Below are 24,499 nucleotides of genomic sequence, written 5' to 3'. Positions count from 1 at the left end.
GCGTTGCTAGTGCCTCGTTTCGACGGGAGCCGGGTGACCCAGGAATTCTTCCAGCAGGGTGCGCTGAATTCCGAACATCTCGGCCTCTTCTTCTGGTGTGCCGTGATCGTATCCCAGGCAGTGCAGGATCCCGTGGAGCGTCAGCAGACACAGCTCATCCTCCAGGCTGTGCCCGGCGGCTTGGGCTTGCCGGGCCGCGACGGACGCGCACAGGGCGATGTCGCCCAGGCTGCCCTCGGCGGGGTGCTCCGTCGTACCGGGGACCAGCTCGTCCATCGGGAAGGACATGACGTCGGTAGGGCCCGGTAAGTCCATCCACTCGAGGTGGAGTCGTTCCATCTCGCCCTCACCGATCACGGCGATACCCAATTCCGTGGCCTGGGACACGCACAACCGATCGAAGCTGAAGGCGACCAGCGATCGCAGGGTCTCGACCGAGACCTTCTCGAGAATGACCCGTTGCTCCTCCGACTCGGGGTCGGCGACCTCGATCCCCACCTGAGGCAACTGATCCGGGGACGTTTCGGCGACGTCGTTCATGCGCTCTCCCCGTGCGGGTTGTGGTTCTTCGATGTCCGGCCTCGGCGGGGCGCAGAAGCGTCCTGCTGGGCCTCTTCCCACTGGCCGTAGGCGGTGACGATATCGCTGACAAGCTGGTGCCTGACCACGTCCACCGGCTGCAGGCGGGCGAAGTGGATGTCGTCAATGCCGTCAAGAATGCGCTGCACTTGGCGCAGGCCGGAGGCCGACCCGGTCGGAAGATCAACCTGGGTCACGTCGCCGGTAATGATCATCTTCGATCCAAAACCCAGTCGAGTCAGGAACATTTTCATCTGCTCGATCGTGGTGTTCTGGGCCTCATCCAGAATCACGAAAGCATCGTTAAGGGTCCTGCCGCGCATGTACGCCAACGGTGCAACCTCGATGGTTCCCGCTTCCATCAGACGGGGAATGGATTCCGGGTCCATCATGTCGTGCAGGGCGTCATAAAGCGGCCGAAGATAGGGGTCGATCTTTTCGCTGAGGCTTCCCGGCAGGAACCCCAGGCTTTCTCCGGCCTCCACCGCGGGGCGGGTCAGGATGATTCGCGTGACCTCTTTGGCCTGAAGGGCCTGGACGGCCTTCGCCATCGCCAGGTAGGTCTTTCCCGTTCCCGCCGGTCCAATGCCAAAAGTCACGGTGTTGGCGTCGATCGCGTCGACGTATGCCGACTGGTTGACGGTCTTGGGGCGGATTTTGCGGCCCCGTGAGGACAAAATATTCTGCGTCATCGTCGGAGTCGCGGTCGCCATGTTCTTGACCAGCAGGTCGACGAGACGTTTGACGACCTCCGCGGTGATGCGGACCTCCTGCCCTGAAAGGACCTCGAGTTCCTCCAGAAGCCGGATCACCAGATCGACCTGCGCGGATGGCCCGGACACGGAAACGTCCAAACCCTTCACGCCGAGAGTCACATCAGCGAATGCGCGTTCGATGACCAGCAACGACGAGTCCTGCGGTCCCAAGACCTGGACCATGGCCTCTCGAGTTCTGAATGAATACGTTCGAGAAACGGATAATGGACGCGAAAGCCCAGGCGTAGTCGGGGTCGTCAAGTGCGGGAATACCTCTCCTCTGCGAAATATGGATCCGGGTTCTCCGGAATCCACCTCTGCCACCCAGACTACCGTGCTCGTTCGCCAGTCTCTACGCGATCAGCGGGCCCAACACGAAGGTCACAGCATATTCTCCCCGGCTAGGCGGCCCCGTAGACTGTCAGGAACAGCACCTGAGTGCCCGTGACGATTGATGCACCGAGTGAGGGGACAAATGCGATGAAGACTCGCGGTTGGCGACACGCGGCGTGCGCCGTGATCGCGATATCGGCCTTCTCGGCCGTCCTCAGCGGTTGCGGTCTTCTCGACGCCGCCAATCAGGCGAGTGAATCGAAAGAGTCCCAACAGCCTTCCCCGGTGGCGTCGCCGAGCGACCTCAAGGTCCCCCTCTACTGGGTTGGTGACGCGGGCGACTCGTCGTACCTTTACCGCGAATACCGCGACTACGAAGTCCAGGATTCTGCCTCGAGCGGGGACGTCGTTTCCACCGCGATCGCGATGTTGACCAGGAGCCACCCCCGGGACGACGACTACCACACGTTGTGGAAACCCGTGAGTCGCGTGGGCTCATCGATGTCGGCAGACGGAACCCTGACCATCGATGTCTCGTCCGACATGTTTGATCCCACGGTGAGTCCCGGCCAGGCGCAGATGGGCCTGCAACAACTCATCTACACGGCGACCGCCGCCGCCGCCGTCGGCGGTATCAGCGACGTTGGTCCCGAAACCAAGGTAGTGATCCTTGTCGACGGCAAAAGGGGCTATAAATTCGGCGATCAAGTATTAGGACGGCCCATGAGCCGGGATAAAGCGGCCGCCGCTCCCCTGTGGATCATCGATCCCGGTCAGGACACGAAGACGAAGTCCAACATCAGCGTCAAAATGGTGGCCTCGAATATCGCATCCAAGGTTCACTGGGACATTAAAACCAATAACGACATCGTGGCCTCGGGCGAGGAAAAGCTCTCCGGTCAGGACGCCGGCCTGCAAGAAATCCAGTTCAGCAAATCACTGCCCAAGGGCAAGTACACGATCCGTCTCTACGTCCGGACCGAAGAGCTGCGCGACCCTAGTTTCGCCATCAAGAACCAAGAGGTCAGCGTCTACGACGACCACACCTTTACGGTCGAGGACTAACGGCGAGGCTATCCCCACCGTCCACGGACAACGTTCAGGACCGACAGCGCCGCGGCTCCGGCGGTGGAACTCCGCAGAACCTCCGAGCCCAGACGCACCGTTTGCGCCCCAGCCCCCTCGAGAAGGTCGAGTTCATCCGCGCCGATCCCGCCCTCGGGGCCCACGACGAGATAGACCTTTCCTTGCCGCGGGGCGTCGTCGCCATACGTTTGTTGCGCGACCGAGATGAGCGGCTCCACGGCCTCCTCATGGAGGACGAACATGCGATCCGCGGATTCGAGTAGCCCGGCCACTTGACGCGTGGTGTGGAGGGATTCGACCCCCGGGACCCTGGAACGTCTGGCCTGTTTGGCCGCGGCCTCGACGGTCTTGAGCCACTTTCCGTGGGACTTCGCGGCGCGGTCTGCCTTCCACCGGACGATACTGCGTTGCGCCTGCCATGGAATGATCCCGGACACTCCGAGCTCCGTGGCCATTTCTACCGCCAGAATGTCCCGGTCACCCTTGGCCAATGCCTGCACCAGAACGACCCCGCTGTCGGAATCCGAGGTGATCTCCGACTCCACGATGAGGAGAAGGCCCGCGGATTTCGAGTCCGAGACCCCGCAGACGACCCGACGGCCCTCGCCATCGACAAGATCAACGGACTCCCCGGCCGCAATTCTCTTCACGTTTTTCGCATGGTGCCCCTCCGGCCCGGAGAGCTCAAAGGTTTCCCCCGGAGCGAGGGTGTCGAGCTCTTCGGGCCGAATATAGAAAACCGGTCGCGTCACGCCGAACTCCTAGTCCTGAAATTTGTCGCGGAGTCGGGAGAAGAAACCGTGGCCGGTGTTCTGGACGGTCTCACCCACCGGTGATTCCTCACTGCGCAATTCGGCGAGGCGGCGCAGCAGATCACGCTGTTCGTCGGACAGTTTGGTCGGGGTCTCGACCTCGAAGTGAACGATGATGTTGCCCCGCCCGGAGCCGCGAAGTTTGGTCACGCCGAGGTCCCGCAGCGTGGTGGTCTGGCCGGTCTGCGTCCCGGCCTTGACCGGGACATCCTGGGGACCGTCGAACGTGTCGAGGGTAATCGTCGTGCCGAGGGCGGCGGCCGTCATCGGCACCGTCATGCGAGCGTGCAGGTCGTCGCCTTCCCTGTTGAAGGTTTCGTCCGGCGTCACTCGAATCTCGACGTAGAGGTCGCCGTTGGGGCCCCCGCCGGTTCCGGCCTCACCCTGGCCGCTCAGCCGGATTCGGGTCCCCGTGGAGACGCCGGCGGGAATCTTGAGGGTCAGAGGCTTGCGCTGACGCACGCGCCCCTCGCCGTAGCATTCCTGGCAGGGGTGCTTGATGACCGTGCCGAAGCCACGGCAGGAGGGGCACTCCGCGGTGGTGACCACGTTGCCGAGAATGGACTGGACCTGGCGCTGAATGTGGCCCTGCCCGTGACAAACGCTGCAGGTTTCGGGTTCGGTTCCCTTCTCCGTGCCCTTGCCCTCACACAACGAGCAGGTCACCGCCGTGTCCACGGTGACCTCCTTCTCGGTGCCGAAAACGGCGTCCTTGAGGGAAACCCGCACGTTGATCAAGGCATCCTGCCCCTGGCGAACCCGGCTTTCCGGGCCACGCGGGGAACCCGCGCCTTGGAAGAAGGTCTCGAAAATATCGGAGAATCCGAATCCCGACCCGGGGAATCCGCCGCCGAAACCGGTATTGGTCCCATTTTCGTTGCCGGTCGCGTCGTAAACACGCCGCTTTTCCGGGTCGGAGAGCACATCATTGGCGTGGGAAACCCGCTTGAATTCTTCGGCGGCCTCGGGCGACGGGTTCACGTCGGGGTGCAAAGTGCGTGCCTTTTTGCGGTACGCCTTTTTGATTTCTTCCGGGCTGGCGTCCCGCGAGACACCGAGGGTCTGATAGTGGTCGCTCACTGATGTTCCTTAATCTGCGGCGGGGGGCCGCGTGGATGACTCGTTTTCTGAGATCTTGGTCTTTCTAGTCGTGCAGGATACGAGAGAGGTACCGGGCAACGGCGCGCACCGCGGACATGGTGCCTGGGTAATCCATGCGGGTCGGGCCCACGACGCCTAGCTTCGAGGCGAGCTCCGGTCCGTAGCCGGTCGCGACGACGGAGGCATCTGACAGAGGCGTCTCCGAATTCTCCTGGCCGATGCGCACCGAGACGCCTCCGGCATCGTCATCGATCTCCGACAACAACCGCAACATCACGACCTGTTCCTCCAAGACGTCCAGGATCGGTGCGATGCTCCGCTTGAAGTCTCCCGTCGATTCGGCCAAATACGACGTGCCGGCCATCAGGAGGCGTTCGTCTTGTTCGCCTCGACCCAGGATCGCGACGGTGGCCGCCATGAGGCTCGCCGTCTCACGATATCGCGGATCCGAGTCCGCGACCGCCGAAACCAGGGGTTTCTCCAGGTCACCGACGGATCGGTCCAGTACCCGATCGAGGAATCGTGCCCTCAAGCCGGCCAAGAAATCCTCCGGGACTTCCTCGGGGACCTCGACGGCCCGCTGGGCCACGCCGCCTCGATGAGTAATCAGGACGACGAGAACAATTCGCGGTGCCATCCGCACGAGCTCCAGGTGCCTCACTTTGGCACCGTTATTCGTGGGATACTGGATCAGGGCGACCTGCCGCGTCAACTGGGATAAAAGGCGGACGGTCTTCTCCATCATTCGATCGACGTCGTCGGTCGAATCGAGGAAGCTGGCGATGGCCCGTCGCTCGGCGACGGACAGCGGCTTGACCGAGGAGATCTGATCGACGAAAGCGCGGTAGCCCTTGTCCGTGGGGATGCGCCCCGCGCTGGCATGCGGAGCGGAGACCATGCCGGCGTCCTCGAGCGCGGCCATGTCATTACGCACGGTCGCACTGGACACGCCCAGGTTGTGCCTCTCGACGAGGGCTTTAGATCCCACCGGTTCTCGAGAGTGCACGTAGTCCTCGACGATCGCCGACAAGACCTCGAGTCGTCGCGGCTGATTCACGGATGCGTCCCTCCTCGATGCTCCAACCAATGGGTCTGCCGATCTTGGGCCTGGCACTCCTGCCGCCCGTCTGCTAAGTCTACGCCGGAGGCCCCAGCACGAAAAACGAGCCGCGGCCCGATCAGCTCTCGGCGAGCACGGCGAGATATATTGACCACTGACCAATCCGTCGCCGATATTAACCTGCCGTGAGGAGCTCGAATGGATCGCTATGGGTGGGGACCGCAAGATCTCAGCAACGATCGGCTCAATCACCGCGCACCCGAGCCCGCGACCCTCGAGGTTCGCCGCGGAATGGTCATTGAGGAGGTCCAGAGCGGCTGGGTCGGCGCGGCCATTTCCCTCCGCGCCGTGGGTGGGCAGCGGATCGTCGGCCTCGAGGACCGGCACGGAAAAGTGCGTGAGTTTCCCCTGGGCTATGGCTACCTGTACGAAGGCGAACCCGTCGTCTTGACGGCGCCGAGCCCTTCCCGGAAGGCAGCGCCGAAGAGGACACGCTCGGGGTCCGTTGCCGTCCCCGGTGCCAAGGCTCGCGAGGCGAGGGCCTCCCGCATGATCGTCGAGGGCCTCCACGATGCCGAGCTGATCGAAAAGGTCTGGGGAGACGATTTGCGCATCGAAGGTATCGTGGTCGAGCCTCTGCACGGCCTGGACCACGTGGCCGACTACATTCGGGACTTCGGACCTGGACCGCACCGTCGCCTCGGGATCCTGGCGGATCACCTGGTTCGGGGCAGCAAAGAATCCAAGCTCGCGGAGCAGGCCATGGGCCTGCCAGGCTCTTCGGGGCATGTGCTGTTCGTGGGCCATCCCTACGTCGACGTGTGGGAATCGGTCAAGCCGGCCGCCGTCGGGCTCGATTCGTGGCCTGCCGTGCCGCGCAACGAAGACTGGAAAACGGGAATTCTGAAGCGAATCGGCTGGCCTCATGCGACCGCCGCGCAGAGGGCCATGGCGTGGAAAAAGATTCTCTCGAGCGTCAACACCTATTCCGACCTCGATCCGGGTATTCTCGGACCGGTGGAGCACATCATCGATTTCCTGACGGAATCGCCGGCGGGCTCCTCGTGACCGCCGCGTGAACGATTTTTGGCACGGGCCTCACCAACATGGCAATGTGTCGACTAGCACGTATCCGAAAGTGAGTACCCCTCGGTATCATGGGCAGGCATATCGTGTGACGACGTGAACTACAGGTTCGGCAGAAAAGGCGAGTTTTTGACGACCAGCACCAACCAGAAGACACCCTTCGAGGGCGTTTCGGCGACGCCGCAGCCCTTGAGCGTCAAAGACGACCGCTCGATGGCCACGATGGCACATTTCGGCGGCGTCGTCGGGTGCGTGCCGTCGGCCATCATCTACGCGACTCTCCGTTCGAGGGGCCGTTTTACGGCTCAAGAGGCCCGCGAGGCCCTCAACTTCACCCTGATTCCCTCGGTTGTGATCGTTGCCTGCGTCGCGCTATCGGTCCTGCCGGGCATCGGTTGGCTCTTCGGCCTCTTCGCGGCAATCGTATGGGTATACCTTGCCGTCTCGTCCCTCGTGGCGGGGATCCGCGTGAACCGTGGAAACCCTTACCAGTACCGCTTCAATACGCGGGCTCTTGACTGGGTTTCTCGCCGCCGAGCCCGCTGATTCCGGTCCTGGCCGTGTGGGAGCGCACGTGTGGTCGTCAGGCCAAGAGCTCCCGAACGACCGCGTCCCCCAATAGTCTGCCCTGAAGGGTCAGCCGAATAGTCCCCCGCTGAAGGGCTGGTTCGTCGATCAGGCCCTGTTGCGCCAGCCACGCCGTCCGTTCCCGCCCGGCGGTTCGGACACGCTCCAGCGGCAAGCCATCTCGAATACGAGCGGCCAGCATGACCGTCTCCATGTACCGCGTGTCCTCATCCAGGTTTTCCCGAGCCAAGGCCGGGGAGGAATGCTCGCGCACGCGCTGCGCATAAGGCAGCGGATGCTTGATATTCCACCACCGGGTTCCGTTGACGTGGGAATGTGCGCCCGGGCCGATCCCCCACCAGTCTTGGTTATGCCAATAGGCCAGGTTGTGTCGCGAGCGGGTTCCGGGAGATCTCGACCAGTTGGATACCTCGTACCACTGGTATCCGGCCGCGGTGAGTAGCTCGTCGGCCAGGAGATACATGTCGGCCTGCTGGTCGTCGTCGACCTCGGTGTAGACGCCGCGAGCGATCTGCGCCGCGAGTTTGGTCCCCGGCTCGACGATCAGCGAATACGCGGAAATGTGATCGGGCTGATAACTGATCGCCGCCTCGACCGAGGCCCGCCACTCCTCCAGCGTCTCTCCGGGAGCCCCGGAAATCAGATCCACCGAGACCTCGAGGCCAACCTGCTTGGCCCAGGAAACCACCTTGGGCACATTGGACGGTTCGTGGGTTCGGTCCAGGACGCTCAGAACCCGCGGGACAGCTGACTGCATCCCGAAGGAGACCCGGGTAAAACCGGCCTGTTTCAGGGTCTTGAGGTCGTCGAGGTCGACGGAGTCCGGATTGGCCTCGGTCGTCACCTCGGCCCCTTCTTCCAGACCGAATGTCTCGATCGCTCGACGCAGGATGTCCACGAGGTCCCTGGTAGGGATTCGGGTCGGTGTTCCGCCCCCGAAAAATACCGAATGCAGCGGTCGTGGTTCGACCCCGGAGGCATCGAGCACCTCGCCCGCGAGATCGATCTCCCGCAGAGCATCCCGCGCGTAGGTCAGGCGGCCGACGTCGTCGCCGAAGTCGTCCGCCGCGTAGGTATTGAAATCGCAATACCCGCACCTGATGGAACAGTACGGAACGTGAACGTACAGGCTGAGGGTTCGCCCGGTGGCGTCGCGGTGGACGGAGGCGGGCAGGAGACCGTCGCGAGGGGCTGGGTCTCCCGTTGGCTGGGCGGGACTCACTTCTTGGGCTTGTCCTTGGCCTCGTCGGCGGAGCTCAGGGCCGCCACGAAGGCTTCCTGGGGAACGTCCACGCGTCCAATGGTCTTCATGCGCTTCTTTCCCTCCTTCTGCTTTTCCAACAATTTGCGCTTGCGCGAAATGTCGCCGCCATAACACTTTGACAGGACGTCTTTGCGGATCGCGCGAATATTTTCGCGAGCGATGATTCGCGAACCGATGGCGGCCTGAATCGGCACCTCGAACTGCTGACGGGGAATCAGCTCCTTGAGCTTCGCGGCCATGCTCACGCCATAGGAATAGGCCTTATCCCGGTGCGTGATGGCGGAGAATGCGTCCACCCGCTCCCCCTGAAGAAGAATGTCCACCTTGACGAGGTCTGACTCTTGTTGACCATCGAGTTTCCAGTCCAGGGATGCGTAACCCCGGGTCCGGGACTTGAGCTGATCGAAGAAATCGAAAACGATCTCCGCGAGGGGCAACCGATACCGCAATTCGACGCGCTCCTCGGACAGGTAGTCCATGCCCCCGATCTGCCCGCGCCGCGATTGACACAATTCCATGATGGCGCCGACGAATTCGCTGGGCGCAATGATGGTGATGGCCACCATGGGCTCGGCAATCGTCTGCAATTTGCCCTCGGGGAATTCGCTCGGGCTCGTCACGCGCATCGAGGTGCCGTCTTCCTCGACGACGTCGTAGATGACGTTGGGCGCCGTGGAAATCAGCGACAGGTTGAATTCCCGTTCCAGTCGTTCGCGGATGATCTCCAAGTGCAGCATTCCCAGGAACCCACAGCGGAAGCCGAATCCCAGGGCCGCGGAGGTCTCCGGTTCGTAGACGAGCGCGGCGTCGTTGAGCTTGAGTTTGTCCAGCGCGTCGCGCAGAACGGGGTAATCGGAGCCGTCGATCGGGAACAGGCCCGAGAAAACCATCGGCTTAGGGTCTTCGTAGCCACCGAGCGACTCTTCGGCAGGGTGCCGACCGTCCGTGACGGTGTCACCGACCCTCGAGAGCCGGACGTCCTTCACGCCGGTAATCAGGTAACCCACCTCGCCGACCCCCAGACCCTCCGTGGCCTGAGGCTCGGGCGAGATCACGCCGATCTCCAGCAATTCGTGTTCGGCCCCCGTCGACATCATCGCGATGCGCTGTCGGGGGGTCAGTTTTCCGTCCACGACCCGGATGTAGGTCACGACGCCGCGGTAGGAGTCGTAAACCGAGTCGAAGATCATGGCTCGTGCAGGCGCATCGGCCTTTCCCTCGGGTGCCGGAAGATCGCGCACAATGCGGTCCAGCAACTCCTCGACGCCGTCGCCGGTCTTGCCAGAAACGCGCAGGACGTCCTCGGGATCGCCACCGATCAAATTGGCGATTTCCTGCGCATACTTGTCCGGTTGCGCGGCCGGAAGATCAATCTTGTTGAGAACGGGGATGATGACCAGGTCGTTCTCCATGGCCAAATACAGGTTGGCGAGGGTCTGTGCCTCAATGCCCTGAGCGGCATCGACGAGCAACAAGGCGCCTTCGCACGCCGCCAGGGAGCGGGAGACCTCGTAGGTGAAGTCCACGTGCCCGGGCGTGTCGATCATATTCAGGGCGTAGGAAGTGCCATCGACCTCCCACGGCATGCGAACCGCCTGGGACTTGATCGTGATTCCTCGTTCGCGTTCGATATCCATGCGATCGAGATACTGCGCCTTCATCTCTCGTGGAGTGACGACGCCGGTCGCCTGCAACATGCGGTCCGCGAGAGTCGACTTCCCGTGGTCAATATGGGCGATGATGCAAAAGTTCCGGAGAATCGCCGGATCAGTTGCGGCGGGCCGAGGGGCCTGACTCGCCTGTGGTGCCACGGGGGCCTTCCTTTCCTGGTACGGACGCACGCTAGTGCCGGTCAAGGTCTTAGTTTCCCACGTTTTCCCGCGGTTAGCGAAGTTCTCCCCTAAGCTGGGGCCATGAATCTCGATGGGAACACCGTGAACAGAATCTTCCGCCTGGGACGCTCGATTTATCGTCAGGTTCGGCAGTTGCGGAACAGCTCGGGCGGACCCGCTGGGCAGGGCCCATCTCGGGGACAGAATCGTGGGGCATCCGGCTATACCGGGGATTTCCACGGGCGGCTGGAGGCCAGCTACGCGCCCAAGCCGGACGGTCGACCGGATCCCGGCGAAATCGTCTGGACGTGGGTGCCCTTCGAAGAGGACTACTCAAAGGGCAAGGACCGCCCGGTCCTCTTGGTGGGGCGTGACGGCGCGAACCTGCTGGGTCTCATGCTCACGAGCAAAGACCACAACAACCGGAGCCATGCCGATGCGCGCTACGTCGATATCGGAAGCGGCCCGTGGGACAGGCAGGGCCGAGCCTCCGAGGTCAAGATTGATCGGGTGATCCGCGTGGACGCCGCGCAGGTACGGCGTGAGGGCGCCACCGTCAGCCGGGAGATTTTCGATCGGGTGGTATCCGAGGCCAACTCGGTACGGTGATCCGGGTCCACGGCTCAGGCGATGCCGTTGAGACGTGGCGTGGTTCATGGCGTGTTTACCCTGGCTCCATGTGATGGGCTCTGATAAACTCGTTAGCTGTGTGTCCGATGGTCATCGGGCACTGCGAGCCGGGTTGCCATAGGCATCCCCACGCCGCTCAGTCAAGATCCGGCTCGTTTGCCCTCACTGACCTATTAGACAAAACAGAAGGTTTTTTACGTGGCTAACATCAAGTCCCAGAAGAAGCGCATCCTCACGAACGAGAAGTCGCGTCTGCGCAACAACGCTTATAAGTCGGAGCTGCGCACCGCGGTTCGTAAGGTGAACTCCGCTGTCGCCGCCGGCAACAAGGATGAGGCCGTCAAGGCCCTCAGCGTCGCCGGCCAGAAGTTCGACAAGGCCGTGAGCAAGGGTGTTCTGCACAAGAACAACGCTGCGAACAAGAAGTCGGGCCTCAGCCAGCGAGTCAACGCTCTTTCCTAACCTGTTTCAGGAAAAGTGAGCCGAAGGGCCCCTCCCATCCGGGAGGGGCCCTTCGTGCATCCCCTAGGGCTTTGTTCGTCTGACCGCCGTGCCGGAGGCCTTACCGGCTCCTCCCCCGTGAACCTGCCATGGACAACGTCAACACCGCCCTTTCGAGCGCGAAGATGGGGTCCTGCCCTTCGCCTTTGACCTGTGCGTCTGCCGTCGCCAGCCCGCGAATGACCCAGCTCAGAGATTCCGAGGTGAATCGTCGGGAATCCCGTTGCGCCTGTTCGACCTGCCACGGTGCCATTCCTAGCGCTTTGGCCAGGGATGCCGGGCTCTCACGACGTCCGTGAACCTGCGCGATGTGGCGGACCCGCATCGAAATGGCGCCCACCAGCGGTACCGGATCGACGCCAGAATCCAGGGCCTGACGCAAGCTCCTGAGCGCGAAGCCGCTTTGTCCGCTGACGGCCGCGTCGGCGACCTTAAAGGCGGTGACCTCGACCCGGCCGCCGTAGTATTTTTCCACGACCGCATCGGTGATGGTCGCAGGCCCATCCGAAATGAGCTGATGACTCGCGGACGCGAGCTCTGCGACATCCGATCCCGCCGCCGCGATCAACATCCTCGCCGCGTCGGGTTCGATGCGACGCTCCTCGGCACGAAAGAGCTGGTACACGAAATCCATCTTGTCGCGATCGTTCTTGAGCGGCTTGCACTCCACGACCGGATGACGCGCCTTCTTGACGGCGTCGAGGAGTCGTTTCCCCCGGTTGCCTCCTCCGTGTTGGAGCACCACGACGGACTCCGGGTCGGGTGCCTCGACGTAGCGAAGGCTCTCGGTCAAGAACTCGTCGCTCATCTTGTCCAGTTCCCGAATCACGACGACGCGTGCATCGCCGAAAAGCGAGGGGCTGGTCGCCATGGTCAACGTTCCGGGGGTGTAATCCTTGGCCGACAGATCGTGGACCTCGACCTCGCCGTCGGCCTCCCGCACTTGTTCTACGATGCGTCGGCGTGCTTGGGTCGCGAAGAATTCCTCCGAGCCGTGCAGCAGAACGACGGGCGCTGGCTCGACATCGCGCCAGGTCGGTCCCGTCGGTGCGGTCCGTGACGGTGAACGTGGAGGCACGTCAAACTCCCTGTGTCGGCGAGAAGTGTGGGCGATCATGAGACACCGCGACCGGGGCGGGGATCATCCTTTTCCCTCAAGATCGTTGACCAGTCTAGTTCGTTGCCACGAGGAAAGAAGAAAGATCCCGACGACGAGCACCAGACTCACCAGGATGGTGCCGACCATCGCCCGAGTATCATCGCCGATCGGCACGGAGGCACCGGGCAACGATGCGATCGTCTCCCCCACGACCAGTATCGGCTTGGCGCCGTAACCTGCCACCACGGTGAGCACGTCCGCCGCGGAAGGGATCGAGGCCGCCAGGGTGGCTCCGAGGCCCACCACCGTCACGATCGGAACCACGGGGGCGACGAGGACGTTTGCCACGACGGTAAATGCCCCCACCGTTCCCGATATCGCGGTCACGACCGGAGCACACCACACGGTCGCGACGATACTCATGGAAAGCGTATCCGCGAGCGTCCGGGGGCAGAACCGCACGAGCCATTCGCTCAGCGCGGTTCCCTGCGAGAGGATCCCTAACGTCGCCAGAACCGAGAGCACAAAGCCGAGGTCCGTCGAGAGGCCTGGGTCCAGGATGAGCAGGCCGACCATGCTGGCCCACAATGCCGACATCGTCGGCCGCGTTCGGCCCAGCGTCATCCCTATGGCCCCCAGGATGCCCATCCATGATGCCCTCAGCACGGAAGGTTCTGGACCTACCAGACGGACAAATCCCCACACGGCTGCTATCGCCACGAGGAAGCCGACAATTCGGGGGCAACGGATCGATCTGGCGGCCCACGTCCCGACCACCGCAACGAGAGCCACGTCGGATCCACTGACCGCCGTGAGATGCGTGAGGCCGGAGATTCTCATGGCATCCCGCGCCTCGGGGCTGAGCCGTGAATCATCCCCGTAGCTCATTCCCATGACCAATGCACCGACGTCCGTGTCGAGGAGGCGTTGACTCCTTTCCGACATGCTACGCCTCAGATCGCTCCGCCACGTCGAGGCGGACCTGACGGGGCCTTCGCGGCCCACACCGCGAGGCCGATTGCGGAGCTTGAGAGAGATCCGCCCGTCCGCTTCCGGGCGAATTGTTGCCACGGCGGACATGAGCTCGTGGTCGTCGTCAGAGAACCACGATGAGTCAGGGCCGGACCACCGCACGGTGATCGGCATCGACCCGGTTGCCTTCTCGGGGCCCACCTCGAGACGGTGAAGCCTCGCCGGGATCATCGTTGCGCCTCCGAAGCGAGACGAAACGCTGCGTGCAGCACCGACCACCTCAAAAGTAGCCCGCACGGTGACTCCCTGCTCGGCGGCCTGTGTGGCCAGGCGGCTCATGCCCTCGGTGCTCGACGGGTTCGAGAATCCCACCCTCCCCAGAACACCGGCCACCCCGAGGGCCCCCAGGCACGCGACGACGGCCGCGGTGCGCCAGACCGCGGGCCCATTCCTCGACATCAGATACCACGCGAAAATTCCCAGGCCCGCTGCGCAGCCCCAGAGGACCGGGGCCGTCCAAACGCTATCCACATGCCCGTCTCGCGACACGTAGATCGCCGTGGCCCACGCCGCCAGCGCGGAGGGCGCCAGACGGAAGTCCGTCGCTTGGGGTCCCCGCGCCGACCCTCTGACGTTCACCATGTGACGAGAGGTTCGAGGGAGGCCAGCAGGCCCGGCCCGATACCCGGCACCGCGTCCAACTCGTCGGCGCTGTGGAAGGGGCCGTGTTGCGTCCGCCATTCGATGATGCGTTGAGCCAGTTTAGGGCCGACCTTGGGGAGCCGCTGAAGATCCTCGGCGCTGGCAGAATTAATATTGATCTTTCCCGTGTCCGCGTGATCGCCCGGGGTTCCGCTCGATCCGGCGGATTCCGTCGGCCCCGAGGCCTCATCGGTGCTCGGCACCCTGACCTGCCGCCCGCTGACCAGGACCTCGGCGAGGTTGATGCCTTCCAAACGGGCGGTCTCGCTGGCGCCACCTGCCGCTTGAATCGCGTCGTTGACCAAGGAGCCACGGGGCAGCCTGACCAGTCCGGGGGTCTTCACGGCGCCGACCACGTGAACGACGACTTCCTCGCCTTCTCCGGCCGATGCTCCGGCGGGAGCACCCGATGAGGCGGCCAAGGACTCCCACGGGATGGTGCTACCGGAGGCCTGGACGGCTACCGTCGCCGCTTCGCGCCCCTGGGATTGAAACACGACGGCTCCGAGCACCACGACGGCGAAGAGCGCCACCAGGGCCAACGCCGCTCGTGGGGAGGGCACGAGGCCACGCCATCGCGCCGAAGAACCCTCAGGACCCGGCGTCCGGAGACGAGACAATACCGGGGAAGTTTCCTCGCCATGGTGATCCCGAGCCGTCGGCAACTCCCCGCGGGAGACGAGGAGCGGGTCATCCGATACGCCCAGGTCGCGGCGTGAACGCTCCATCATGGCATCGAGCCGCTCACGTCCCGCCGCCGAGCCCGCGCGGCGTCGGCCCGGAGAAACCCGGGGTCGGGGCGTGCGGACCGTGTCGCTCGATGTTCTCTGTTCCATGGACCGAGGCTATGGACGACCGAGACCGATGCGGCTCCCCGACGAACCGAAAATCCGCCGACTGGGGAGGGAGTACAGGAAATTGCCCGGCGATCAGGCCACTGTGGATGTCAGACCGTGCACCAACGACGCCGGCTCGCAGACCACGCTGACCGGACCCAACCCGGCGTGAACGGCCAAAACCGGCGGGACGGTCGAGCGTTGGATGATCGCGTCCCCGCCGAATTCCTTGGCCACCACGTCGGAGAGGTGATCGGCCAGAGAACTGCCGTAGAAATCCTGGATGGCCACGACGACCCGGCCGGATTCCCCAACCGTCGTGCGGTCCTCTTCGAGGGCCTGACGGGCATCGGCCGCCACGAGTTCACCGAGTCTCTTCACCGCGGACGCCTCCTGGCGGGGGCGCTCGAGGTATTTCAAGCGACCCTGAGCGACCGTTGCTATGGGCCGAATCTGAAACATCTGCCCCACGATCGCGAGGCTCTTCGGAATGCGTCCGCTGCGGGCCAGGGCCTCCAGGGTGGGGACGTAAAAGAGCAGCCGGGCTCGTCGGGCCGCGTTTCCCGCAGCGGCCTCGACCTCCGCCGGACCGCCGCCCGCGCGGGCCGCATCCAACGCCGCGATCACGGCCATGCCCTCGGCCATCGCCACGGTCCGGGTATCGATCACCGATACGGTGGCGGCCGCCCCCCGAGCGCTGGCGCGAGCGGCGTCGACGGTCCCGGATAGCTCCGAGGAGAGATGAACCGACACGATGTGCTCGTACCCTTCCTTCGCCAACGACTCGTAGGCCGTGGCGAAGGCCCCCGGCGAGGGCCTGGAGGTGGTCATGCGGCGGCCTTCCGCGCTCGCCACCACGAGCTTTTCGTTCACGCCCGGGTCGTCGATCTCGGTGAAAATTTGGTCACCAACCATCAACGGCAACGGGACCCTCAAGAAACCGCCCCCGACGCTCAGCGACTCCGCCATGGCGCGGCTGAGTCCCGTGGCCGAATCCGTCACGACGGCGACCGTTGGCCGGGGGCTTGATTCCGTGGTCATCGCGGCCCTCAGACCACGATGTTGACGAGTTTGGGTTCCCGGACAATCACCTTGCGGATCGTCGCGCCTTCGATGTTTCGCTGCACGGCGGGATCGGCGAGGGCCATGGCCTCCAGAGATTCGGCGGAGATATCCTTGGCGACCTCCAGCCGCGCCCGCACCTTGCCCTTGACCTGCACGACGGCCGTCACGGTGTCGTCGATCAACAGCGCGGGGTCCACGGCGGGCCACCCGGCCGTCAAGACCGGAGTCTCGTGGCCGATCTCGTGCCAGAGGTCCTCCGCGGTGTACGGGGCGTAGAGCGAGAGCAGCACCGCCACCGCCTCGGTCGCCTCGCGGACCGCGGCGTCCCGTGCACCGGGGCCGGAGTCGATGGCCTTTCGGGTCGCGTTGACCAATTCCATCGTCTTGGCCACGACCACGTTGAACTTATGAGACTCCAAGGCGCTTTGGGCCTCGTGAATGGTCCGGTGAGTGATCTGGCGCAACCCGACGTCACCCGTGCCCTCGGCGGGCTTGTCTCGTCCCACGTCCTGGCCCAAGCGCCATGCCCGGGCCAGGAATTTACCGGCGCCACCCGGAGAGACATCGGCCCAGTCCACGTCGTCCTCGGGAGGTGACGCGAAGACCATCGTCGTGCGCACGGCGTCAACGCCGTATTCGTCGATTTGCTGGCCGAGGTCGACGCCGTTGCCCAAGGATTTGGACATCGCCTTACCGCCGTTGAGGACCTGGCCCTGGTTCAACAGGGCACGGAACGGCTCGTCGTAGTCGATGTAGCCGAGGTCCCGGATGACCTTGACGAAGAAGCGTGAGTACAACAGGTGCAGGATCGCGTGCTCGACGCCGCCGACATACTGGTCCACCGGCTCCCATTTGCGGAGTTCCTCCGGGTCGAAGGCCGCGGTGTCCAGGTGAGGCGAGGCGAAGCGCAGGAAGTACCACGACGAGTCCACGAACGTGTCCATCGTGTCGGTATCCCGCTGCGCGGGACCTCCGCACGAGGGGCAGTCCACGTTGACCCAATCGGCGGCCGCCGCCAACGGAGACTGCCCCTTCGGGGAGAGGTCCTCGCCCTTGAGGTCCGAGGGCAGCCGAACCGGAAGCTGGTCCTCCGGAACCGGCACCTCGCCACACGCATCACAGTGGATGATGGGGATGGGCGCGCCCCAGAAGCGCTGGCGGGAAAGCAGCCAGTCACGCAACCGGAAGATCGTCTTTCCCTCGCCCGCGCCGTCGCGCTCCAAGATGTCAATGGCCCGACGGATCGCGTCGGTTTTGCCGAGGCCGTTGAGGTCTGCCGAGTTGATCATGACGCCGTCCCCGGCGGTCGCTTCGCCGGTCTCCCGGGGATCGCCCTCGTCCGTGCTGACGACCACGCGGACCGGCAGGTCGAAGGCCAGGGCAAAGTCGAGGTCGCGCTGATCGTGCGCCGGAACCGCCATGATCGCGCCGGTTCCGTAGTCCGCCAACACGTAGTCGGCGGCCCAGATGGGCAGACGTTCGCCCGTCAACGGATTGACCGCGTGCCGGCCGGTGAACACGCCCGTCTTGGGACGCTCGCTCGACTGGCGCTCGATATCGGAGAAGGCCTTGACCTCCTCGCGGTATTGATCCAGCGCGTCCTTCTGCTCGTCGGTCACCAGCTCCAGGGCGAGCTCGGAGTCCGCCGCGACGACGAAAAAGGTATTCCCGTACAGGGTGTCCGGCCGGGTCGTGAACACGGAAAGCCGGGTCCCGGGCTTCTGGCCCGCGGATTCCACCTCAAAGTGCACCTCGGCGCCTTCCGAGCGCCCGATCCAGTTGCGTTGCATGGCCAGCACCCGGTCGGGCCAATGCCCTTCGAGCTGCTTCATGTCGTCGAGCAGCTCCTGGGCGTATTCGGTGATCTTGAAGTACCACTGGTTCAACGACTTCTTGGTCACCTGGGTACCGCATCGTTCACAGGCCCCGTTGACCACCTGTTCGTTCGCCAGGACGGTCTGGTCCTTGGGGCACCAGTTGACCGGCGAATCCTTGCGGTAAGCCAATCCCCGAGAGTAAAACTGCTGGAACAGCCACTGGGTCCAGCGATAGTACTCGGGGTCGGAGGTGTGGAGTCGCCGGGACCAGTCGACGGCGATGCCGTAACGCTTAAAGGACGATGCCTGCGTCTCAATATTCTTGTAGGTCCACTCCGCCGGATGCGTGTTGTTTTTGATGGCGGCGTTCTCCGCCGGCAGGCCGAAGGAATCCCAGCCGATCGGGTGTAGGACGTCGTAGCCCTTCTGCTTCCAATACCGCGTCACGACGTCCCCCATGGCGAACGCCTCGGCGTGGCCCATGTGCAGGTCGCCCGAGGGATACGGGAACATGTCCAGGACGTATTTGCGCTCCCGTGAACCGTCGTCGAGCGGGGCGAAAACCTTCTCGCGATCCCAGTAGTCCGCCCACGTCGCTTCCATCGAGGAGAAGTCGTAGGTCTTCTCGTCCGCGAGATCTCGTGAGGGATTCTCTCCAACCGATTGAGGCACAGTGTTTCCTTTGCGCTGGTGGGGCATAGAACGTGTTTAACAGGGCGCACCCGTCGAGGGCATGTCACCGGGAATATTCCACAGTCTAACCCTCATTCCGTGGGAGCACCGATACGGCTTGTAAGGTGTGAAGTGGCCGCGTCGAGACATCACGCGTAGCCCCCGGCGACCTGTAAGGAGCATCGTGCCTCGAACCGTAGATTCTTCCGTATTCGAGGATGCCCCCACGTCACTGGGGTTTCCCGCGGAATCGACCATGGCCTTCGAAGGCTCACGGGTCCGATATTGGACCTACGGTCGAAACCACCCCGCGCAGACCGACGAGCGACCGACCATAGTCATGGTCCACGGATTCCGAGGGGACCATCACGGGCTGGCCATCATCGCTGATGCTCTGGCATCACGCTGGAACGTGGTGGTGCCGGATCTTCCCGGATTCGGACGTTCGGAGCCTCTTCTCGAACGGGAGCATTCCGCCGATAGCTATGCCGAGGTGATCGGTGCGCTGATCCACCGACTGGGTTCGGGCCCCGTGGCCTTGGTCGGCCACTCCTTTGGATCCGTGATCGCCGCGCGTACCGCCGCACGACATCCTCGCGACGTCGTCTCGTTGGCACTGATCAATCCGATCTGTGAACCGGCGTTGGACTCCTCGGCAAGGCTCGCGACGCTGGCCGCGTCCGCGTTCTACCGCACGTGCGCCGCCCTGCCCTCGGGGCCCGGCAACGCCCTGGTGCGATCCTCGTGGGTCACGCGCATCTCCTCGGAGATCATGATGAAGAACCGCCGTCCGGAATTGCGTCGATTCATCAACGGACAACATGACGCGTATTTCGGTTCCTTCGCGTCTCGCGCCGTGGTCCTCGAGTCCTATGAGTCGTCCATCCGCGATACCGTGCGCGAGGTGGCCGGCGAGGTCCGGTCGCCGACCTCACTCATCGTGGCCGAACGCGACGACCTGGGATCGGTGCCGGCCCAGCAACGGCTGGCCGAGAAGTTTCCCGACGCGCGCCTCGAGGTGATCCCCCAGGTCGGGCACCTGATCCACTACGAGACCCCCCGCCGGGCGGCGAAGCTGGTGTCATCATTCGTGGAGGCCCACGACGCCGCGCCGGCCGTTTCCCGGGCGACGGCACGATGATGGCACCGAAAGACTCTCATGAGGACCTGAAGCTCATGGTCGACGCCCGGTATGTTCGCCCGGTCCACGATGGCATCAGCCGGTATACCTCGAGCCTCCTCCATGCCCTCTACCGCGGGGTGACCGACGGTTCTCTTGCCGGGGTTCGCGTGGCGATGCTGATCTCGGACGACGAGCAATTGGCCCAGCTCCCCGACCTGCCGCATGTCCGGGGGTTCTCCCCCACGGGGCCCCTCGAGCCCTTGAGCGCCCTGGCGATCAATCGGTACCGGCCAGATGTCCTTTTCTCCCCCATGCAGACCATAGGTTCCTGGGGCAGAAACTACGGCCTGATCCTGACCCTGCACGACCTGATCTACTACGACCACCCAGAAGCACCGGGGTTTCTGCCGGGACCCGTTCGCTGGGGGTGGCGCCAATTTCATCGCACGTATGTCCCCCAACGGATTCTGTTGAACCGTGCCGACGACGTCGCGACGGTCAGCCACACCACCGCCGGACTGATCGCGCGTCATCGGCTGACCCGCAGACCGGTGCACGTGATCCCGAACGCCCCGCCCGAGGGCTCGATCATCGATCGCTCCACGGCGTTGGCGAGGATCCCCGGTCGCGGCAAGTCGCTGGTGTACATGGGGTCGGCTATGCCGTACAAGGGTGTTGACCTGCTCATCCGGTCGATGACGGACCTTCCCGACTACGAGCTTCATCTCCTCTCCCGGTTCGATCCTCGACGCCGCGAAGAATTGGAACGGATGGTGCCTGACGGAGCCCGCGTGGTCTTTCACGACGGAGTCAGCGACGAGGAGTATCGCCACCTATTGGCGACCTGTACCGCCTTGGTCTCCGCAAGTTCCGCGGAAGGCTACGGATTGCCGGTCGTCGAGGCGGCCGCGGAAGGCGCCCCACGGATTCTCTCCGACATCCCCATTTTCCGGGAGGTGGCTCCGGGCGCGGTGCATCTGAACTTCCGACGTCCCGGCGCGCTCCGGCAGGCCGTGCGCGATCTGGAAGAGCCGGGTGAATTCAAGCGGCAAGTACTCAGCGCCCTGCGGGACGCCGAGCGGGATAGCTGGGAGACTTCGGCCCGTGCCCTCGTCAGTCTGGCCCACACCGTGCGGGGCCGCCGCGGCCGGTCAGCAAGATTCTCCCCTCCGCCGACGGCAGGGGGACCCGTCAGAGAACGTCCGGGGCGTCGCACCTGACCTGGACCGACTGATACTTCTTCGAGGCCGAGAACGAGGCCCTCGCGCTCCGGAGTCTCTCCGTGACGCGCGCCGCGAGGCCGTAGGGCATAAAGATGATGGCCCGGTATTCGTCGTCCTCGTCGTCGTCGGACAACGGCACGGGGTCAATGACCCGGATTCCGGTCGCCGGATCGAACTCGTCGAGCCCGAGAACCCGGACGAATTCTTCGACCGAGACCCGGGGGCCGGTGATGGCCGCGGTGCGAACCGCCGGAGGCAAGGAAAGCTCGTGACGCTCGGCCAGCTCCCGGGAGGCATAGCCCGCCGGATCCCATCGGATGAGCGCGCCCAGCACGGAGGAATCCTCCGCCGTGCAGATGACCTGACCGCCGTTGGCCTGCGAGGCGACGAGCGCGCAGGCATTCATCCAGCGACGTAGCACCGCCTCGTTGTTCCGCAGCGAGTCGCGCGCCATCATGCGGTCGCCGTCAAGAAGCAACGCCGCGCGGTACCCGCCGGGAACCTGGGGCTCGGCCCCTGGCGTGGCCACCACGATGGCCGGCTCGTCACCGACCGCCGCCTTGATGTTCTCCCCGCTGGACGATACGACGGGGACCTGCGGAAAGGCCCGTCCCAGCTCCTCCGCGGTGCGCAGGGCTCCCACCGTGGTCAGCCGCCACTTCTCGCCGCCACATTCGGCGCAGTGCCAATTGGTGACGCCTCGATGGCACCAGCGGCAGATCGCCTGCGATCGCGAGTCCTTCTCCAGGCTCAAGGGACCGAAACAGTGCTCGCACCTGGCGGAGGCCCGGCATCGCGTGCAGGCCAGGGACGGCGCATAGCCGGTCCTCGCGACCTGGATCAATACCGGCCCACGGTTCAGGGCCTCCCGCGCGACCTGATACGCCAGGTGCGGGATGCGCGCCATCGCCGCCATCGGGTCCCGTTCCCTCGTGTAAGAGTCCGACGTGGAGCGGATCAGCGGCGAATGGTGGCGCAGGTTCTCCCGCGAGGCGGCCAATGGCCTGGCCCACCGCGTCTGGACCAGGCGCTGGCATTCCGGGCTCACGCTGTGACCCGAGAATAAGGCCGAGCACTCCTCCTGCTGCGCGCGCAATAGGAGCACGTCGCGGGCGTGGCAATACGGCGCCTGCCGCTCGATGAGATTGGAGTCGCCATCGTCGAAGCAGGAGACCAGTCCAAGCCCGGGCACCGGCGCAAAGGCAGCGGACCGGGTACCGATCACGACCCAGGCCTCCCCCGAAAGGATTCGGAGAAACGAAGAGTAGCGGGCCGCCTGACCGTCGTCATGATTCAGGCGTGCGATCTTCTCCGCGTCGACGAAGCGGTTGATGGCCGCTTCGAGGCGATCCAGGCTCCTGCGGTCTGGCACCACGACCAACGCGCGGCGACCCGAAGACAGGGTCGCGGCGCAAGCCCGGGCCGTGAGCTCGGCCCAATTCTGCGGTGCCGACGGCGCGACCGCCAGGACCCCTCGGGCGGGCTTCCCCTCGCGGTCGGCCACGGCCGCCAGGAATTCCGGACCGCCTTGGTACAGGCCCCAACCCGGTGACGCCTCATCGGCCGTCCCCGGGGTCCACGCGGGTTCCGGAAACTGAACGGTACCCTGGCGGTCCTCGGCCTCGCGGCCGTCATCCGGCGACGCGTCCCCCGGCGGTTCGGCGGGCTTCGCAGAGATGCCGAGGACGTCGCGTTCAAAGGCCCTTTCGGTTCGCGCCGCACGCGGGGGAACCGCCAATCGCAGTACATCGGAGACCAGGCCCGCGCTCCGCGAGGCCACGGACTGGCACAATCGCCACACCTCGGGCGTCAGGGCTCGCACCGGCGACACGACGTCTCGCAGCGGCTGTAGGGCGACCCTGGAATCGCTCGCGTCGACCCGATCGATCAGCCAAGCGACCGTGTCACGACCGTGGAACGAGACCCTGACGCGAACGCCGGGTTGGGCCGTATCCGCCAGATGCGCGGGCACCGAATAGTCAAACAGGCGATCCAGGTGCGGGACGCGGGTATCAATCGCGACCTTGGCCACCGGCAGCTGAGCGGCCAAGGCCACGGCGCCGGGCTCTTTCCCCGGATCGATCGCGGAAGTCTCCCAGCCCTCGAGGCCGGGAAGGACCTCCTCCGATTCCTCGGTCATTCCGAGATGGCGGCCCGCAAGGCGTCCACGCGGTCTGTACGTTCCCAGGTGAACTCGGGCTCGGACCGCCCGAAGTGACCGTGCGCCGCTGTTTTCGCATAGATGGGCCGACGTAGGTCGAGGTCGTTGATGATGGCCAGGGGGCGCAGATCGAAGACCTCGCTGATGGCCTTTTCGATGCGCAACGGGTCGACGTGATGGGTTCCGAAGGTCTCGACGTAGAGCCCCACCGGACGTGCCCGTCCGATCGCGTACGCGACCTGCACCTCCGCGCGATCCGCGAGGCCCGCCGCGACGACGTTCTTGGCGATCCACCGCATGGCGTACGCCGCGGAGCGATCCACCTTGGACGGGTCCTTGCCCGAGAAAGCGCCGCCGCCGTGTCGGGCCATGCCGCCGTAGGTATCCACGATGATTTTGCGGCCGGTCAGGCCGGCATCGCCGACCGGACCACCCTGCACAAACTGGCCAGCCGGATTGATGATGAATTTCGCCGCGTCGATATCGAGATCGAGGTCTTCAAGCACGGGATCGATCACGTAACGCTGAACTTCCTCCTTGAGGGTGCTCAGCGCGTATTTTTCGTCGTGTTGGGTCGAGAGCACCACGGTGTCCACCGAAACGGGGGTGCTGCCGTCGTAGCCCAGGGTGACCTGCGTTTTCCCGTCCGGGCGGAGGTCCGGAAGAACCCCTTCCTTCCGGACGTTGGTCAGTCGCTCCGAGAGACGATGCGCGATCCAGATGGGGGCCGGCATCAACGCCTCGGTCTCATTGCTCGCGTATCCGAACATCAGGCCTTGGTCTCCCGCGCCCTGGCTGTCCAGGACGTCGTTGGCGGTGCCATCGCGCGTCTCCAGCGACGTGTATACGCCGGCGTTGATATCCGGGGACTGCTCGCCAATCGAGACCGACACTCCGCAGAATTCGCCGTCGAATCCTCGCGTCGAGGAGTTGTAGCCGATCTCCAAGATGGTGTCGCGCACGATCTTAGGGATCTCGACGTACCCGTTGGTCGTCACCTCGCCGGCGACCATCACCTGCCCGGTGGTGACCATCGTTTCCACGGCCACATTTGAGGTGGGGTCGACCGCCAGCAGGGCGTCGAGGATCGAGTCAGAGATCTGATCACAGATCTTGTCCGGATGGCCTTCGGTCACCGATTCGGAGGTGAAGAGGCGCAAGTGCTGGTTGTCTTTGGAAGTCACCCGTCCACTCTACTCGTT

General features: G+C 64.3%; 21 protein-coding genes. 7 read left to right on the top strand and 14 right to left on the bottom strand.

Annotated features, from left to right (window positions below):
* Nucleotides 1-6 precede the first annotated feature (6 nt).
* Nucleotides 7-540, bottom strand: coding sequence for an rRNA maturation RNase YbeY (gene ybeY / locus CURSPS6_RS03685; protein ID WP_082470031.1), 534 nt, complete (start codon nucleotides 538-540; stop codon nucleotides 7-9).
* Nucleotides 537-1,517, bottom strand: a complete 981-nt coding sequence (locus CURSPS6_RS03680) for a PhoH family protein (protein WP_082470029.1) — start codon at nucleotides 1,515-1,517, stop codon at nucleotides 537-539. The genes ybeY and CURSPS6_RS03680 overlap by 4 nt, the downstream gene beginning before the upstream one ends.
* Before the next feature lie 297 nt (nucleotides 1,518-1,814).
* On the opposite strand from CURSPS6_RS03680, the gene CURSPS6_RS03675 reads away from it, so the two are divergent.
* Entirely contained in the window at nucleotides 1,815-2,732 is a 918-nt protein-coding gene (locus tag CURSPS6_RS03675; RefSeq protein ID WP_082470027.1) for a GerMN domain-containing protein, read from the top strand.
* An 8-nt stretch (nucleotides 2,733-2,740) separates the two neighbouring features.
* On the opposite strand, the gene CURSPS6_RS03670 is transcribed toward CURSPS6_RS03675, so the two are convergent.
* From CURSPS6_RS03670 to hrcA, 3 genes are all read right to left on the bottom strand, one after another.
* The gene (locus tag CURSPS6_RS03670) at nucleotides 2,741-3,505 is read right to left on the bottom strand and encodes a 16S rRNA (uracil(1498)-N(3))-methyltransferase (protein ID WP_030014217.1); all 765 of its coding nucleotides are present in this window, start codon (nucleotides 3,503-3,505) and stop codon (nucleotides 2,741-2,743) included.
* Between the two features lie 9 nt (nucleotides 3,506-3,514).
* Nucleotides 3,515-4,645, bottom strand: coding sequence for a molecular chaperone DnaJ (gene dnaJ, locus CURSPS6_RS03665; protein WP_030014216.1), 1,131 nt, complete (start codon nucleotides 4,643-4,645; stop codon nucleotides 3,515-3,517).
* A gap of 64 nt (nucleotides 4,646-4,709) precedes the next feature.
* Entirely contained in the window at nucleotides 4,710-5,723 is a 1,014-nt protein-coding gene (gene hrcA, locus CURSPS6_RS03660) for a heat-inducible transcriptional repressor HrcA (RefSeq protein WP_030014214.1), read from the bottom strand.
* 201 nt (nucleotides 5,724-5,924) lie between these two features.
* Here hrcA and CURSPS6_RS03655 point away from each other — a divergent pair, with 201 nt between their 5' ends.
* Together CURSPS6_RS03655 and CURSPS6_RS03650 are read left to right on the top strand one after the other, a co-directional pair.
* Nucleotides 5,925-6,794 (top strand): DUF3097 family protein, encoded by an 870-nt coding sequence (locus tag CURSPS6_RS03655; RefSeq protein ID WP_030014213.1) that lies wholly within the window; start codon nucleotides 5,925-5,927, stop codon nucleotides 6,792-6,794.
* 147 nt (nucleotides 6,795-6,941) lie between these two features.
* Nucleotides 6,942-7,358, top strand: coding sequence for a DUF4870 domain-containing protein (locus tag CURSPS6_RS03650; RefSeq protein ID WP_030014211.1), 417 nt, complete (start codon nucleotides 6,942-6,944; stop codon nucleotides 7,356-7,358).
* Nucleotides 7,359-7,395: 37 nt separating this feature from the next.
* Here CURSPS6_RS03650 and hemW read toward each other — a convergent pair whose 3' ends face one another.
* Nucleotides 7,396-8,622, bottom strand: a complete 1,227-nt coding sequence (hemW, locus tag CURSPS6_RS03645; protein WP_030014210.1) for a radical SAM family heme chaperone HemW — start codon at nucleotides 8,620-8,622, stop codon at nucleotides 7,396-7,398.
* On the bottom strand, nucleotides 8,619-10,475 hold the full coding sequence (lepA, locus tag CURSPS6_RS03640; protein ID WP_030014208.1) for a translation elongation factor 4: 1,857 nt from the start codon (nucleotides 10,473-10,475) through the stop codon (nucleotides 8,619-8,621). Before lepA ends, hemW begins: the two co-directional genes overlap by 4 nt.
* A 102-nt stretch (nucleotides 10,476-10,577) precedes the next feature.
* On the opposite strand from lepA, the gene CURSPS6_RS03635 reads away from it, so the two are divergent.
* Nucleotides 10,578-11,105, top strand: a complete 528-nt coding sequence (locus CURSPS6_RS03635; protein WP_051687596.1) for a type II toxin-antitoxin system PemK/MazF family toxin — start codon at nucleotides 10,578-10,580, stop codon at nucleotides 11,103-11,105.
* 219 nt (nucleotides 11,106-11,324) lie between these two features.
* Complete coding sequence (gene rpsT / locus CURSPS6_RS03630; protein ID WP_030014206.1) at nucleotides 11,325-11,588, top strand: 30S ribosomal protein S20; 264 nt, start codon at nucleotides 11,325-11,327, stop codon at nucleotides 11,586-11,588.
* A gap of 100 nt (nucleotides 11,589-11,688) precedes the next feature.
* Here rpsT and holA read toward each other — a convergent pair whose 3' ends face one another.
* The 5 genes from holA to leuS all read right to left on the bottom strand — a co-directional run bounded on the left by holA (nucleotide 11,689) and on the right by leuS (nucleotide 18,721).
* Entirely contained in the window at nucleotides 11,689-12,705 is a 1,017-nt protein-coding gene (gene holA / locus CURSPS6_RS03625) for a DNA polymerase III subunit delta (protein ID WP_051687595.1), read from the bottom strand.
* 63 nt (nucleotides 12,706-12,768) lie between these two features.
* Complete coding sequence (locus CURSPS6_RS03620; RefSeq protein WP_030014203.1) at nucleotides 12,769-14,340, bottom strand: ComEC/Rec2 family competence protein; 1,572 nt, start codon at nucleotides 14,338-14,340, stop codon at nucleotides 12,769-12,771.
* Entirely contained in the window at nucleotides 14,334-15,236 is a 903-nt protein-coding gene (locus CURSPS6_RS12285; protein WP_235503666.1) for a ComEA family DNA-binding protein, read from the bottom strand. The genes CURSPS6_RS03620 and CURSPS6_RS12285 overlap by 7 nt, the downstream gene beginning before the upstream one ends.
* 93 nt (nucleotides 15,237-15,329) lie before the next feature.
* Complete coding sequence (locus tag CURSPS6_RS03610; protein WP_051687594.1) at nucleotides 15,330-16,277, bottom strand: DegV family protein; 948 nt, start codon at nucleotides 16,275-16,277, stop codon at nucleotides 15,330-15,332.
* 8 nt (nucleotides 16,278-16,285) lie between these two features.
* Nucleotides 16,286-18,721 (bottom strand): leucine--tRNA ligase, encoded by a 2,436-nt coding sequence (gene leuS / locus CURSPS6_RS03605; protein WP_235503724.1) that lies wholly within the window; start codon nucleotides 18,719-18,721, stop codon nucleotides 16,286-16,288.
* A 253-nt stretch (nucleotides 18,722-18,974) separates the two neighbouring features.
* Here leuS and CURSPS6_RS03600 point away from each other — a divergent pair, with 253 nt between their 5' ends.
* A complete protein-coding gene (locus CURSPS6_RS03600) occupies nucleotides 18,975-19,931 on the top strand; it encodes an alpha/beta fold hydrolase (RefSeq protein ID WP_235503665.1) in 957 nt (318 codons plus the stop codon).
* 26 nt (nucleotides 19,932-19,957) lie between these two features.
* Entirely contained in the window at nucleotides 19,958-21,133 is a 1,176-nt protein-coding gene (locus CURSPS6_RS03595) for a glycosyltransferase family 4 protein (RefSeq protein ID WP_082470328.1), read from the top strand.
* Here the strand turns inward: CURSPS6_RS03595 and CURSPS6_RS03590 are convergent.
* Together CURSPS6_RS03590 and metK are read right to left on the bottom strand one after the other, a co-directional pair.
* Nucleotides 21,105-23,276 (bottom strand): primosomal protein N', encoded by a 2,172-nt coding sequence (locus CURSPS6_RS03590; protein WP_030014196.1) that lies wholly within the window; start codon nucleotides 23,274-23,276, stop codon nucleotides 21,105-21,107. The two genes, CURSPS6_RS03595 and CURSPS6_RS03590, sit on opposite strands and share 29 nt — an antisense overlap.
* Nucleotides 23,273-24,481: a methionine adenosyltransferase gene (gene metK / locus CURSPS6_RS03585; protein WP_030014195.1), complete on the bottom strand. Its 1,209-nt coding sequence runs from the start codon at nucleotides 24,479-24,481 to the stop codon at nucleotides 23,273-23,275. The genes CURSPS6_RS03590 and metK overlap by 4 nt, the downstream gene beginning before the upstream one ends.
* Between the last annotated feature and the right edge of the window lie 18 nt (nucleotides 24,482-24,499).

The organism is Curtobacterium sp. S6, from assembly GCF_000710345.2.
In the GTDB taxonomy this organism is placed as follows: domain Bacteria; phylum Actinomycetota; class Actinomycetes; order Actinomycetales; family Micrococcaceae; genus Rothia.
The sequence above is the reverse complement of the archived record's forward strand: the minus strand, read 5'-3'. Positions and strand labels throughout refer to the sequence as shown.

Coding starts and splice junctions, on each gene's coding strand:
- ybeY (WP_082470031.1), bottom strand. CDS start 540: ATGAACGACGTCGCCGAAACGTCCCCGGATCAGTTGCCTCAGGTGGGG.
- CURSPS6_RS03680 (WP_082470029.1), bottom strand. CDS start 1,517: ATGGTCCAGGTCTTGGGACCGCAGGACTCGTCGTTGCTGGTCATCGAA.
- CURSPS6_RS03675 (WP_082470027.1), top strand. CDS start 1,815: ATGAAGACTCGCGGTTGGCGACACGCGGCGTGCGCCGTGATCGCGATA.
- CURSPS6_RS03655 (WP_030014213.1), top strand. CDS start 5,925: ATGGATCGCTATGGGTGGGGACCGCAAGATCTCAGCAACGATCGGCTC.
- CURSPS6_RS03635 (WP_051687596.1), top strand. CDS start 10,578: ATGAATCTCGATGGGAACACCGTGAACAGAATCTTCCGCCTGGGACGC.
- CURSPS6_RS03620 (WP_030014203.1), bottom strand. CDS start 14,340: ATGGTGAACGTCAGAGGGTCGGCGCGGGGACCCCAAGCGACGGACTTC.
- CURSPS6_RS12285 (WP_235503666.1), bottom strand. CDS start 15,236: ATGGAACAGAGAACATCGAGCGACACGGTCCGCACGCCCCGACCCCGG.
- CURSPS6_RS03610 (WP_051687594.1), bottom strand. CDS start 16,277: ATGACCACGGAATCAAGCCCCCGGCCAACGGTCGCCGTCGTGACGGAT.
- leuS (WP_235503724.1), bottom strand. CDS start 18,721: ATGGAAGCGACGTGGGCGGACTACTGGGATCGCGAGAAGGTTTTCGCC.
- CURSPS6_RS03590 (WP_030014196.1), bottom strand. CDS start 23,276: ATGACCGAGGAATCGGAGGAGGTCCTTCCCGGCCTCGAGGGCTGGGAG.